This is a genomic window from Steroidobacter flavus, assembly GCF_042651805.1.
Taxonomy (GTDB): domain Bacteria; phylum Pseudomonadota; class Gammaproteobacteria; order Steroidobacterales; family Steroidobacteraceae; genus Steroidobacter; species Steroidobacter flavus.
On record NZ_JBHSDU010000003.1, the window covers coordinates 2,943,985 to 2,956,760 of the forward strand.

A 12,776-nucleotide genomic window follows, 5' to 3' on the forward strand; every position below is an offset into this window, starting at 1 on the left:
GGCCAGCGGGCCCCAGGCGCGACGTCTCAGTTCGCCGATTCCACCCGCAATTCGGCGAGCTCGCCGTCTTCGACGCTGTAATAAACAGTCATGGGCTGGCAGCAAACGGAGCAATCCTCGATGTACTCCTGCGATTCGACCGACAGGTCCAGGAATAGCGAGATAGGTTCGCCGCAATGGGGGCAGGTGGTTTCAGCAGTGGTCTCGAGCATGCAGGGTTCTCTGGCGGTCGCGCCGAGCCCCTTCGACTATAGCGTGAACGCGCTCTTGATCCAGTCGACTTTGGCTCTGGGCGCGCCCATGGTGATGGCGACCACATCGAAACGCGCCGGGTAGCGCCGGAGTTCGGCGCGCTTCATCAACAAGTGCTCGGCGGCGAGCACCAGCTTACGTTGCTTCTGCCAGTCTATCGAGGCGGCGGCGCCGCCGTAGTCTGTGCTTGATCGACAGCGGACTTCGATGAGCACCAATGTTTCCCGTTCCATCATCACCAGGTCGAGTTCGCCCATCTTGCAGCGATAGTTGCGGATGAGAGGTTTGAGGCCTTGTGCGAGGAGGTGTGCCAGCGCCAACTCTTCGCCGAGCACGCCCAGCGCTTTGCGTTCGCTATCGTCCATTGCTCACTCCGCCGCATTGAAAATATTGGCACTAGCGTGCCGGTACGGAGTGGTGCGGAGAGCGGTGTTTCTCGGGCAAAGCCGCAGCTAAGTGCGTTGCCGTGCGCGGGTAATTTGGTGTAGCGGAACCTGGCGGCGGGGCGATGAGTTGGCTCGGCTGTGGCAAGCAAGTCTCGAGTCAAGACGGCACGAAGGTTGTTTATCGGCGCTGCCGGGTGGTCGATTCCGTCGAGGTATGGATCGGAGCTGCCAGGCGAAGGATCGCATCTGGAGCGCTATGCGCGACGGTTGCAGGCCGTCGAGATCAACAGCTCATTCTATCGTCATCACCGCGCGCAGACGTACGCGCGTTGGGCGGCTAGCGTTCCGAAGGATTTCCGATTTGCAGTGAAGGCGCCACAGGTGTTTACGCACGAGGGTGAGCTGCGTGCACACTCTTCTGTGCTCGGTCAATTTGCGGAGGAGATCGCTGGGCTGGGTAAGAAGCTCGGCGTCGTTCTCGTGCAGTTGCCGCCGAAACTAGAGTTCGATGCGGCGGCGACACGACGTTTCTTTCGGGCCGTGAGAAAGCGCATCGATGTGCAGTTCGTCTGCGAACCGCGCCATGCAACCTGGGGTTCTGAAAAAGCCGACCGATTGCTTGCGGAACTTTCCGTCACGCGAGTGGCGGCAGATCCGCCGCTGTGGCCGGGCGCCAACGAGCCGGGTGGGGATCGGCGGGTTGCGTATTTCCGTTGGCACGGCCAGCCACAGAAGTACTTTTCAGATTACGGGGCCGAGTGCCTCGCCCTGCTCGAGAAACAAATAACAGCGGCTGCGGCCACGCAAGCGTGGGCGATGTTTGATAACACCGCGCACGGGCATGCGCTGCGAAACGCGTTGTCCCTCACGGACGCACTCGGACCTGCGCGATCGAAGACTGGCGGACAATAATATTGTTGGCCGAGTTACCGCACCGCCGCCGTTGCAGCGGTGCCGAGGGGGAGGGCGCGGCCGCCGGAGACTTGGGCCCAGTCGAGTTCGCGTTTGACGTGGCCTTTTTCGTCGATGGACAGCAGACCGGTCATGCCTGGAATCGCGTGCGCGGCGCCGAATTGGCCGGCTTTGAGAAGGGGCACGATGCGGCAGGCGTCGAAACCGAAGGCGTACAAGCGGCCGCGGCCGCGGGCGCGGACGGGCCAGTGACGGGTGAGGGCGCTGCGTAGTTGAGTGGAGGCGGCGTCGGGGGAAATGACCCAGGGCATATCCGGAAAGATCACGCCTTCGAGATCATTGTTCGCTTGAGTGTCGGGCTCGAAAATATCCGACGTCGCGTAGATAGGCAGATCTTCGGCGAGATGAAACTTCAGCCCCGGACGCAGCGACCGCCCCTGCACCGGCTGCGCACCAACAAAGACAAACTGCGCATCGCCGCGCCGACGCGGCTCGAATTCCATCCGCGTGCCGAGCGTAGCAAACAACGCATTCGCACGAGCGCGGCTCTCGTTGATCAACAATAGCTCAGTGATGGGCTGCGAGTAATCGCGCGCCGACGGGTCATAAAACTTCATGCCCGCAATCTCACCGCCCAACGTCTTCAGCTCCGTGTCGAACGCACGATACACGCGCTGACCCCATTCGTTGTTCGGCAACAGCACCAACCCACGCATGCGCCCATCAGCAGTCACGCGCTGAGCCACCTGGCGTGCCTCTTCTTCCGGGTCGAGCGAGTACTGAAACAACAGCGGCGGCGATGAAACATTGTCCGCAGTCTGATTCAAAGCAAGGGTGAGCACGGACACTTCGCCCGAGCTGGCAATCGCCGTGACTTCATCTTTCGTCAGCGGCCCAACGATGAATTGCGCGCCGTCGGCAACGGCTTTGCGATAGGCAGTGGTCGCGCCCATCTCGGCCGAGTCATAAACATTCAACATGGGTCGACGGCCCGCATCCTGCTGAAGCAACGCCGCGAGGAAACCATCGCGAACTGCCATGCCCGCGGCCTGCTGACGGCCGGACAGCGGCAGAATCAACGCAATCTGGGTCGGATAAGACAGGCCGACACCCAGCTGAGGCAGCACATCTTCAGTGATCAACGAATTCGCTGGATGATTCGGATACCGACTGCGCCACTGGGCGATGTCTTCATTCGCCGAGAACGGATTGCGCGCCGTCACCAGCGCTGCGCGGCCCAGATCGAGCCAGCCAGCGAGTGTCTGATTCGCGTTGGCCGGTGGCGTGAAATCAGCATTGCCTGCCGCGCTCTTCTGCAGGCCCTGCCAGATCATTCGCTGATTCGCGCGAATATCATCCTTGCTCGTCAGCGTCCGCTCGCGTTCCAACGCGGCACTGACAGCGGGGACCGGGCGATTCAAAGCAAACAACGAGCGAGCGCGCAGCTCCAGCACATCCGACGACAGCTCGCTGGGAATCGGCTGAGGAATGCGATCCAGCTCGGCGAGCGCCTTGTCACCGCGACCGCCCCGCAGCGCCAGCTCAGCGGTGACGAGCGAACGCAAGCCAAAATCAGCGCGAGGCAGCGACGGGCTGACTTGATTCAACAGGGTCGTGGCTTGAGCAGTGTCATCGGCACGAACGGATTCGCGAGCGGCGCGCAGCAGGAAGCGATCGCGCAGGTCGCCGGGCGACTGCGCAGCCAACGCTTCGTACGCACGAGCCGCGCCTTTGTAGTCGCCCTTGCGGGACAGAGCTTCGGCCTGATCGACTTGCCGGTCGGCGGAGGCGCTCGGGGTTTCCGGGGCGACGGGTTGGACTTCGCATGCGCTGAGCCCAATCGCCAGTATGATGGAGGCGATCCAGGTCATCGCGAATCGAGCCGTCTTTGTGCCATTCATTTCCACTGCAACCTCTCGGCGTGAGCCGCGGACGGCATTATAGAAGTTATGGATACCCAATCGTGAAACCCTCGCGCAGCAGCTTGATTCAGTTGGTCTTGCGACCAGTGGCATCGTCCAGTTTGGGGTAGTCGAAATGTCCGGCTCTGGATTTGTCGCCTCAGGATTTAGCACCGAGATCGCGGCGGGGACGCTATACGTCGTGGCCACGCCGATAGGCAATCTCGGCGACCTCAGCGCACGGGCGCGTGAGGTGTTGTCGGGCGTTCAGCTGATCGCAGCTGAGGATACGCGGCACACCCGACAATTGTTGCAAGCGTTCGGGATCGATACTGCGCTTACTTCGTTGCACGAACACAACGAGATGCAGAAGAGCGAGACGCTCATCACACGATTGCTCGCGGGCGAATCGATTGCGCTGGTCTCCGATGCGGGCACGCCATTGATCAGCGATCCAGGCTTCGATCTGGTCGCGACCGCGCGAGCCCGCGGTGTTTCGATTGTCGTAGTACCCGGGCCGTGCGCGGCCATCGCGGCGTTGTCGATTGCCGGCTTGCCCACCGATCGGTTCGCATTCGAGGGCTTTTTGCCCGCGAAAAATGCGGCTCGCGTGTCGCGACTTCGCGCGCTGGCGAGCGAAGCTCGTACGATGATCTTCTACGAAGCGCCGCATCGTTTGCTCGAAGTTTTGCGTGACATGGCGGCGGAGTTGGGCGGTGAGCGTTCAGCATCGGTGAGTCGTGAGCTCACCAAACGTTTCGAGACGACATACACCGGAACGCTGGCGCAATTGAGCGAAATCGCCGAGAAAAACGCCGATATGTCACGCGGCGAAATCGTGATCGTCGTCAGCGGCAATCCCGCTGAGACGAGCACGGCGCAGAGTCTGAACGCGGATCAGCTGCTGCGCGCGTTGTTGGATGAGCTGTCGCCATCGCAGGCCGCGAAAGTGGCTGCAAAACTCAGCGGCGAGAAGCGCGGCGACCTGTACGCCAGAGCCATGCAGTTAAGCGGCGGCAAGCGGGACGAATAAGACTGGTATCATGCGCGCTGGAGTCGGCCAGACAACCGCTGCTCGCAAGGGTGGAGGAAAGTCCGGGCTCCCAGGGCAAGGCGCCAGGTAACGCCTGGGGGACGTGAGTCCACGGAAAGTGCAACAGAAAGCAAACCGCCTAAGCGTGGCTTCGGCCACGACGGTAAGGGTGAAAGGGTGCGGTAAGAGCGCACCGCGCCGGTGGTAACACTCGGTGGCACGGTAAACCCCGCCCGGAGCAAGACCAAATAGGGGAGCGCGCTGTCCAGTCCTCGGATTGGGTGGCATGTGTGGCCCACACAGACTCCCGGGTAGGTCGCTGGAGGTACGCGGTGACGCGTATCGCAGATGAATGGTTGTCCACGACAGAACCCGGCTTATCGGCCGACTCCAATTTCTCACCCGGTTCCTTCCGCCCGGCTTCCGCCGGGGCGGAAGGAACAGTTAATTTTTAGTAAACGCTGTTCAGGTTGTAGCGGCCATCAAGAGCCGATTTACGCATAACTGTCGATAAATTCCTGACGAAAATTCCGGCCACGATTAGCCCGATTTCGGCCCCGTTCCGGCCGCCATTCCGCCCTCGATTGCGCATTTCCGCGCGTTAAGGTTTTCCCTGTACTGGTTGGAATCACAGGTGCGGGCAAACCCTGGTATTCGTGCATTGCCACGCAAAGAACGCCTTGTAACTCACTGATTTCTGTCGGACCAGTTTTGTCCAGTTTCGGGGTGGGTCCCAGCTTAGCGTTCTAAGTGCCTGTCGCTAAACAGGAAATGCCCCAAATTTTTTTGACCCGAGACATCACGGTACCTATAGTGCAAATCGGTGGGAAAAAGTGGGAACGCGTGGGTTAGTGGGGCATGTTCAGGGGCGCAAACAAGGTCACTCTCGATAGCAAGGGCAGGCTCGCCATGCCTACGCGCTATCGCGAGCGCATCGTGGAGCGCTCCAACGGGCGGCTGATCGCGACGGTGGATCGCGCCGACCGGTGTTTGCTCATTTATCCGCTGCCGGAGTGGGAAGAGATCGAGCTGAAGTTGCGCCGTCTGCCGACCTTGAATCCGGTCGCCCGCAGGCTGCAGCGCTTGATGATCGGTCACGCCACGGATCTGGAGCTGGACTCCAGCGGCCGCATCCTGATTCCACCGAGCTTGCGCGAGTACGCGACGTTGTCGCGGACCGCGATGCTGATCGGTCAGGGCAATCGGTTCGAGTTGTGGGACGAGGCGTTGTGGAACGACAGCCGCGAGCAGTGGCTGAAGGTCGACGAAACCGCCGAGGAGCTGCCGCCCGAGCTCGAATCGTTGTCGTTGTAAGGGCCCCGGTCATGTTGTCCCACACACCGGTGCTTCTGCAGGAAGTGCTGGTCGCGCTCGATATTCGCGAGGGCGGCCGCTATCTCGACGCAACGTTCGGCCGCGGCGGCCACAGTGCCGCGATTCTGGAGCGAGTCGGGCCGCAGGGAGCGGTGATCGCATTCGATCGGGACCCGGCGGCGATCGCGGCTGGGCGCGAGCGCTTCGCCAACGATGGGCGGATGACTTTGGTGAACAGTGCGTTTTCGCGGTTGGGCTCGGTAGTGACGCAGATGGGGCTGGCAGGCGCCATCGACGGCGTGCTGCTCGATCTCGGCGTGTCGTCGCCGCAGCTGGACGACGCCGCGCGAGGTTTCAGCTTCACGCAGGACGGGCCGCTCGACATGCGCATGGATGTTTCATCCGGCATGAACGCGGCGGAGTTTCTCGCGAAGGCGCCGGAGCACGAGCTCGTTCGGGTCATTCGCGATTTTGGTGAGGAAAAATTCGCGAAGCGTATTGCGCACGCCATTGTGAATGCGCGTCGCGAGGCGCCGATCGTTAGCACGTTGCAACTCGCGCAAATCGTTTCGCAGGCGAATCCCAAGTGGGAGCCGGGCAAACACCCGGCCACGCGTACGTTTCAGGCCATTCGTATTCAAGTGAATCAGGAGTTCGAGGAAATCCGGGCCGCATTGGCCGGCAGCCTCATTGCATTGGCGCCGCGCGGGCGGCTGTGCGCCATCAGTTTTCATTCGCTCGAAGACAACATCGTCAAACGTTTCATGCAGGAACAGTCGCAGGAAGATCCCGTGTACGCCGGCTTGCCCGACGTGCCTGCGCACGCCCGCCCGAAACTGCGCCGAATCGGCAAGCCGATTCATCCGAGCGAAGCCGAAATCGCTGCGAACCCTCGTGCACGCAGTTCAGTGATGCGAGTCGCTGAAAGGGTGGCGGCATGAGCAATCGTATCGGCATGGCTGTGTTGTGGGCGGCGCTGCTCGGTGCCGCCATCGCCGTCGTGTGGAGCAAGCACGAGGCGCGCAGTTTGTTCATCGAGCTGCAGCGCCTGAATGCGGAGCGCGATCGGCTCGATATCGAGTGGGGCCAGCTGAAGCTGGAACAGAGCGCCTTTGCGATGCACGGGCGGGTCGAGCAGACCGCGCGCGTCAATTTGCAGATGGTCGTGCCGCGGCCTGACGAAGTCCGGATTGTGAAGCCATGATCCGTCGCGACGAAGGCAAGCACTTCTCACCCGAGCAATACCGCGGACGATTGCGATTCGTCCTTGGCACGCTCGTGCTCATTGCCACCGGGCTGGTTGCGCGTGCCGTAGATCTTCAGGTCCTCGACGAAGGATTCCTGGAAGGTCAGGGCGACGCGCGTTACACCCGCATCGCGAAGCTCACGGCGAATCGCGGTGGCATCTATGACCGCAACGGCGAACCGTTGGCCGCCAGCACACCGGTCGACACTGTGTGGGCGTGCCCGCCGGAAGTCATGAAGGCGGCCGATCAGATTCCGCGTCTGGCCGAAGCGCTGAATCGCGACAAGCGCTGGGTGACGCAGCTCATCACCAGCAACCTGGATCGCGAGTTCGTTTATCTGGTGCGTCACATGCGCCCGAGCGACGCTGCGCAGGTCAAGGAATTGAAGATTCCCGGCGTGTACTTGCAGCGTGAGTACCAGCGTTTCTATCCGGCCGGCGAAGTCACGGGCCATCTGCTCGGCTTCACCAAGAAGTATGACGACATCGGTCAGGAAGGACTGGAGCTGGCGTACGACCGCTGGCTCGGCGCCGAAGCGGGCGCGAAACGCGTCATTCAGGATCGGCTCGGCCGCACGGTCGAAGACGTCGAGAGCATCCGCGCGCCGCATCCGGGTGGCGATCTGATCACCAGCATCGATCTGCGCATCCAGTACCTGGCCTATCGCGAACTGAAGGCAGCGGTTCAGGAACACGGTGCCAAGGCCGGCACGGTGATCGTGCTCGACATCGAAACCGGCGAAGTGCTGGCCATGGTCAATCAGCCGGCTTACAACCCGAACGATCGCGATCAAGTCGCGGCGTCGCGTTATCGCAATCGAGCCGCCACCGACATCTTCGAGCCTGGCTCGAGCATCAAGCCGTTCATCGCCGCCGCCGGTGTCGCGTCCGGGCGCTATCACGCCAACACCGTCATCGATACCTCACCGGGCTTCGTGCAGGTGGGCATCAAGAGAATTCCGGACAAGCACAACCTCGGCCCGGTCACGCTGACCACGGTGCTGGCTAAGTCGAGCAACGTCGGCATGACCAAGATGGCCATGAATCTGTCGCCCAAGTCCATGTACGACATGCTGAACGCGTTCGGCTTCGGCCAGGTGACGGGCAGCGGTTTCCCGGGCGAATCGGCCGGCTTGCTCAATGAATACTCGCACTGGCGCAAGATCGGTCAGGCGACCATCTCTTATGGATATGGGTTGTCGGTGACGCCGCTGCAGCTGGTGCGTGCGTACGCGACGCTCGGCGCTTATGGCGTGAAGCGGCCGGTGACTTTGCGCAAAGTCGAAGAGCCGGTGCCGGGCGAGCAGGTCGTCGATCCGCGTGTCGCCAAAGAATTGCTCGAAATGATGGAGAGCGTCGTTTCCGCCGAAGGTAGCGGTAATCGTGCGGCGCTGGTCGGTTATCGCGTGGCCGGCAAGACCGGAACGGCGTGGACCGCGGACGGCGGTGCCTATTCGCAAGATCGTTACAAAGCTTCGTTCGGTGGCGTCGTGCCGGCCAGTCATCCGCGGCTGGCCGCGCTGGTCGTGATCGACGAGCCGAGCGGCAAGAAATTTTACGGCGGCGACGTGGCCGCTCCCGTGTTCGCCAATGTGATGGCGGGCGCGTTGCGCTTGATGGGTGTACCGCCCGACGGTCTCGATCGTCTGCCTGCCACGACGCTGGTCCAGGCCAATCCATGAGGAATGCCGCTGCAAAGATCACCATGAAAGCCCGTGTTGACAACGTCCGAACCAAAAATCTGCGAGAGCTGCTCGCGGACAGCGGCGTGTCGTCCGTCGATTTCGTGCCGCCCGATCTGGAGATCACGGATCTCACACTCGACAGTCGTGCAGTGACGCCGGGCGCCGCGTTCATCGCGCTTCCGGGCACGCGAACTCATGGCATCGGCTTCGCGGCTCAAGCGGTGAGCGCGGGTGCTGCCGCCATTCTTTGGGAGCCGGTGGACGGAGTGATCCCGCCGCGATTGCCCGAGGATGTGCCGCTGATCGGCATTCCCCGACTCACGGCCTGGCTGGGCGCCATCGCGGACTGGTTCTTTGAAGCGCCGTCGGCGAGCGTGCGTGTCATCGGTGTCACCGGCACCAATGGAAAAACCACTACGGCGCATGTCATCGCCGCCGCCTTGCAACAGTTGAATGTGACTTCCGGCTACGCCGGCACGCTGGGTTATGGCCGGGTCGGCGCCTTGCAGTCGGGGTCGCTGACGACGCCGGACTGCATCAGCGTCCATCGGCAGATCGCTGAACTCCGCGACGAGGGTGTGCGTTGCCTCGGCATGGAAGTTTCGTCGCATGCGCTCGATCAGCATCGCGTCAACGGCGTGCGGTTCGACACTGCGGTCTTCACAAACCTCACCCGCGATCATCTCGATTATCACGGCACGCTCGAAGCGTACGGCGAAGCCAAGGCGCATCTGTTCCGTTGGCCGAGCCTGCGATATTCCATCGTGAACGTGGACGATCCGTTCGGCCGCGAGATCGCGAGCCGGGTCGCGCACACCTGTCTGGTCGTGCTCAGCCGTGCGGGCGACATTCAGCTCGATCCGCGCTGGCACAGCGAGAAGGGCGAAGTGAAGCGGTTGTTTGCTCGCCGCGTGACCGCCGCGCCGAATGGCCTGGATATCGAATTCGATGGCAGCTGGGGCACGGCGACTTTGCGTTCGCGGTTCGTCGGCGACTTCAATGTCGAGAACCTGCTGGCGGTGCTGGCGACCTTGTTGACTAGCGGCACATCGATGCAAGACGCCATCGGTGCGCTCGAGAAGTGCGGTCCGCCGCCGGGTCGTATGGAAACGATCACAGCGCCGAATCGTCCGCTCGCCATCGTCGATTATGCGCACACGCCGGACGCATTGGAAAAAGCATTGCTGGCCGTGCGCAAGCATCGCACTGGCAAATTGGTTTGTGTGTTCGGTTGCGGCGGTGACCGCGACGCGGGCAAGCGTCCGTTGATGGGCGCCATCGCCGAGCGTCTCGCCGATCGAATCATCATCACCGACGACAATCCGCGCACCGAGAACGGTGACGCGATCGTCGCCGACATCTTTAAAGGTCTAGCTCGTCCCGAAGCCGCGATCGTCGAGCGCGATCGTGCCGCTGCGATCAATCGCGCGATTGCCGAAAGTGCCGCGACCGATGTGGTGCTGATCGCTGGCAAAGGGCACGAGGACTATCAAATCGTGGGCGCCGAACGTCGTTCGTTCAGCGATCGCGAGCAAGCGCTGAAGGCGCTTGGGAGGCAGTCATGATTGCCTGGAAACCGAGTGAGATCGCCCGCTACTCGCAAGGTCGAGTGGTCGGCGCGGATCGAGCGTTCACCAGCGTCTCCACCGACACGCGAACGATCAAACCGGGCGCGCTGTTCGTCGCGCTGACCGGCCCCTCGTTCGACGGCCACGATTTCGTCGCGACCGCGGCTCAGAACGGCGCGGCTGCCGCGCTGGTCTCGAAGGAGCTGCCGGTCGATGTGCCGCAGATCATCGTCGCCGATCCGCTGGCGGCGTTGTCCGCGTTCGCGCGCGAGTGGCGCCGTCAGTTTCCTATTCCTGTGGTCGGCGTGACCGGCAGCAATGGCAAGACGACGACCAAGGAGTTGATCGGCTCGATTCTGTCGCAGCTCGGTCCGACGCTCGTGACCCGGGGCAACTTGAACAATCACATCGGTGTGCCGCTGACGCTGCTCGAGCTGACCAAGGAACATAAGTACGCGGTCATCGAGATGGGCGCGAATCACATCGGTGAAATTGCCCACCTCGCGTCGCTGGCTGAGCCGACCGTCGGCATCGTCACGAATGCGGGTGCCGCGCATTTGGAAGGCTTCGGCAGCTTGCAAGGCGTCGCGGACGGCAAGGGCGAGATGTTCCAGGCGCTGCCGTTCGAAGGCGTCGCTGTCATCAACGCCGACGACAAGTATGCAAGTCAGTGGCGCGACATGCGCGCCGCCGATCGCATGCTGACGTTCGGTTTCGAGCAGCCGGCCGACTTCATGGCCCACAAGGTTCGCGAGATCAACGCGCCGTCCGGCTTCCGCATCGACTTCGATCTGGTGACGCCGGATGGAACGCTCGCGGCAACCGTGCCGCTCGCTGGTCTTCACAACCTGCGCAATGCGTTGGGCGCGGCAGCGGCTGCTTGCGCGGCCGGCACGCCGATCGAGCAGATCGTCAAAGGTCTCGCGGCGATGAAGACGGTGGCCGGCCGACTCGAGCTGAAGCCCGCCATCAACGGCGCGTTCATCGTCGACGACTCCTACAACGCCAACCCGAGCTCGCTCAAAGCGGGACTGGACGCGATGAAGGGCAGCTTCGCCGGCTCGCGCTGGCTGGTGCTGGGAGAAATGAAAGAACTGGGCGATGCGAGCAACGAGCTGCATGCCGAAGTCGGTCGCTATGCGCGGCAGGCGGGTATCGAGCGCTTGCTTGCCATCGGTGAAGGCTCGCGCTTCTCGGTGGAGGCGTTCGGTCGCGGCGGCCAATGGTTCGCCGATATCGATGCGTTGATTCGCGACGCCAAGTCGTCGCTTACCCCGGGCGTCGCGGTACTTATTAAAGGCTCGCGTGCGAATCGGTTGGAGCGTGTGTCGGCGGCCTTGTCCGCGACGCCGCCTGGCAACACCGACGGTCATCATTAAGAGAACAACTACTTAAATGCTGCTGTACTTCACCAAACAGCTCGCACTCCTGGAAGGCGCATTCCGCGTGTTCCAGTACCTGACGCTGCGCGCGATTCTCGCGGCGCTCACGGCGCTGTTGATCTCTTTCTTCATCGGCCCGTGGATGATCACCAAGCTGCAGCTGAACCAGATCGGTCAGCGCGTGCGCGACGACGGCCCGAAGACGCATTTGCCGAAGGCGGGCACGCCGACCATGGGTGGCTTGCTGATCCTGGTCGCGATGACGTTCAGCACGTTGCTGTGGGCGGACCTCAGCAATCGTTTCGTGTGGGTCACGCTGCTGGTGACGCTGGCGTTCGGCCTGATCGGGTTCTGGGACGACTATCTGAAGCTCGTGGTCGGCAACACCAAGGGGCTGATCGCGAGATATAAATATTTCTGGCAGTCGGTGGCGGGCCTGGGGTGCGCTGTCGCCTTGTATATGACCGCGAAGACGCCGGCCGAAACGGCGCTGTACGTGCCGCTGTTCAAGCAAGTGATGATTCCGCTCGGCATCTGGTACATCGCGCTCGCCTATTTCGTCGTGGTCGGCACCAGCAACGCGGTGAACCTCACCGACGGTCTGGACGGTCTGGCCATCATGCCGGCGGTTCTGGTGGGTGGGGCCTTGGGGGTGTTCGCCTATGCGACAGGAAACTCTGTGTTCTCGGGTTATCTCGGCATTCCTTTCATCGAGGGCACCGGTGAAATACTGGTGTTCTGCGCGACGCTGGTCGGCGCGGGTCTCGGCTTTCTCTGGTTCAACACCTATCCCGCGCAAGTGTTCATGGGCGACATTGGTGCCCTCGCGCTCGGTGCGGCACTAGGCATCGTCGCCGTCATCGTGCGTCAGGAGATCGTCCTGTTCGTCATGGGCGGCGTGTTCGTGATGGAGACCGTGTCGGTGATGTTGCAGGTGGCGTCGTTCAAGCTCACCGGCAAGCGCATCTTCCGCATGGCGCCCATCCATCATCATTTCGAATTGAAAGGTTGGGCCGAGCCCAAAGTCATCGTGCGCTTCTGGATCATCAGCGTGATCCTGGTGCTGATCGGGCTGGCGACGTTGAAGGTGCGCTAAG

At 62.1% G+C, this 12,776-nt stretch carries 12 protein-coding genes and 1 other RNA gene; 10 read left to right on the forward strand and 3 right to left on the reverse strand.

Translation table 11 applies throughout. From position 1 onward, the window contains the following. Positions 1 to 26: 26 nt before the first annotated feature. On the reverse strand, positions 27 to 212 hold the full coding sequence (locus ACFPN2_RS18465) for a CPXCG motif-containing cysteine-rich protein (protein ID WP_380599117.1): 186 nt from the start codon (positions 210 to 212) through the stop codon (positions 27 to 29). Positions 213 to 248: 36 nt separating this feature from the next. Further along, the gene (locus ACFPN2_RS18470) at positions 249 to 617 is read right to left on the reverse strand and encodes a YraN family protein (RefSeq protein WP_380599119.1); all 369 of its coding nucleotides are present in this window, start codon (positions 615 to 617) and stop codon (positions 249 to 251) included. Between the two features lie 159 nt (positions 618 to 776). Between ACFPN2_RS18470 and ACFPN2_RS18475 the strand changes: the two genes are divergently transcribed. Continuing rightward, positions 777 to 1,550 (forward strand): DUF72 domain-containing protein, encoded by a 774-nt coding sequence (locus ACFPN2_RS18475; RefSeq protein ID WP_380599120.1) that lies wholly within the window; start codon positions 777 to 779, stop codon positions 1,548 to 1,550. Positions 1,551 to 1,564: 14 nt separating this feature from the next. Here the strand turns inward: ACFPN2_RS18475 and ACFPN2_RS18480 are convergent, their stop codons facing one another. After that, positions 1,565 to 3,451 carry a penicillin-binding protein activator gene (locus ACFPN2_RS18480; RefSeq protein ID WP_380599122.1) on the reverse strand — a complete coding sequence of 629 codons (1,887 nt, stop codon included), beginning with the start codon at positions 3,449 to 3,451 and terminating at the stop codon, positions 1,565 to 1,567. A gap of 136 nt (positions 3,452 to 3,587) precedes the next feature. On the opposite strand from ACFPN2_RS18480, the gene rsmI reads away from it, so the two are divergent. The 9 genes from rsmI to mraY all read left to right on the forward strand — a co-directional run bounded on the left by rsmI (position 3,588) and on the right by mraY (position 12,775). Continuing rightward, positions 3,588 to 4,484, forward strand: a complete 897-nt coding sequence (gene rsmI / locus ACFPN2_RS18485; RefSeq protein WP_380599124.1) for a 16S rRNA (cytidine(1402)-2'-O)-methyltransferase — start codon at positions 3,588 to 3,590, stop codon at positions 4,482 to 4,484. Positions 4,485 to 4,503: 19 nt separating this feature from the next. Further along, positions 4,504 to 4,880, forward strand: an RNA gene (gene rnpB / locus ACFPN2_RS18490) — RNase P RNA component class A. A gap of 462 nt (positions 4,881 to 5,342) precedes the next feature. Further along, the gene (mraZ, locus tag ACFPN2_RS18495; protein ID WP_298720108.1) at positions 5,343 to 5,798 is read left to right on the forward strand and encodes a division/cell wall cluster transcriptional repressor MraZ; all 456 of its coding nucleotides are present in this window, start codon (positions 5,343 to 5,345) and stop codon (positions 5,796 to 5,798) included. Positions 5,799 to 5,809: 11 nt separating this feature from the next. Next, positions 5,810 to 6,739, forward strand: coding sequence for a 16S rRNA (cytosine(1402)-N(4))-methyltransferase RsmH (gene rsmH, locus ACFPN2_RS18500; protein WP_380599126.1), 930 nt, complete (start codon positions 5,810 to 5,812; stop codon positions 6,737 to 6,739). Beyond that, positions 6,736 to 7,002: a cell division protein FtsL gene (gene ftsL, locus ACFPN2_RS18505; protein ID WP_380599128.1), complete on the forward strand. Its 267-nt coding sequence runs from the start codon at positions 6,736 to 6,738 to the stop codon at positions 7,000 to 7,002. Before rsmH ends, ftsL begins: the two co-directional genes overlap by 4 nt. Further along, positions 6,999 to 8,726, forward strand: a complete 1,728-nt coding sequence (locus ACFPN2_RS18510; RefSeq protein WP_380599130.1) for a peptidoglycan D,D-transpeptidase FtsI family protein — start codon at positions 6,999 to 7,001, stop codon at positions 8,724 to 8,726. Before ftsL ends, ACFPN2_RS18510 begins: the two co-directional genes overlap by 4 nt. Positions 8,727 to 8,749: 23 nt before the next feature. Beyond that, the gene (locus tag ACFPN2_RS18515; RefSeq protein WP_380599132.1) at positions 8,750 to 10,294 is read left to right on the forward strand and encodes a UDP-N-acetylmuramoyl-L-alanyl-D-glutamate--2,6-diaminopimelate ligase; all 1,545 of its coding nucleotides are present in this window, start codon (positions 8,750 to 8,752) and stop codon (positions 10,292 to 10,294) included. Next, positions 10,291 to 11,676, forward strand: coding sequence for a UDP-N-acetylmuramoyl-tripeptide--D-alanyl-D-alanine ligase (locus ACFPN2_RS18520; protein ID WP_380599134.1), 1,386 nt, complete (start codon positions 10,291 to 10,293; stop codon positions 11,674 to 11,676). The genes ACFPN2_RS18515 and ACFPN2_RS18520 overlap by 4 nt, the downstream gene beginning before the upstream one ends. 16 nt (positions 11,677 to 11,692) lie before the next feature. Further along, positions 11,693 to 12,775 carry a phospho-N-acetylmuramoyl-pentapeptide-transferase gene (gene mraY, locus ACFPN2_RS18525; RefSeq protein WP_380599136.1) on the forward strand — a complete coding sequence of 361 codons (1,083 nt, stop codon included), beginning with the start codon at positions 11,693 to 11,695 and terminating at the stop codon, positions 12,773 to 12,775. Position 12,776 lies beyond the last annotated feature (1 nt).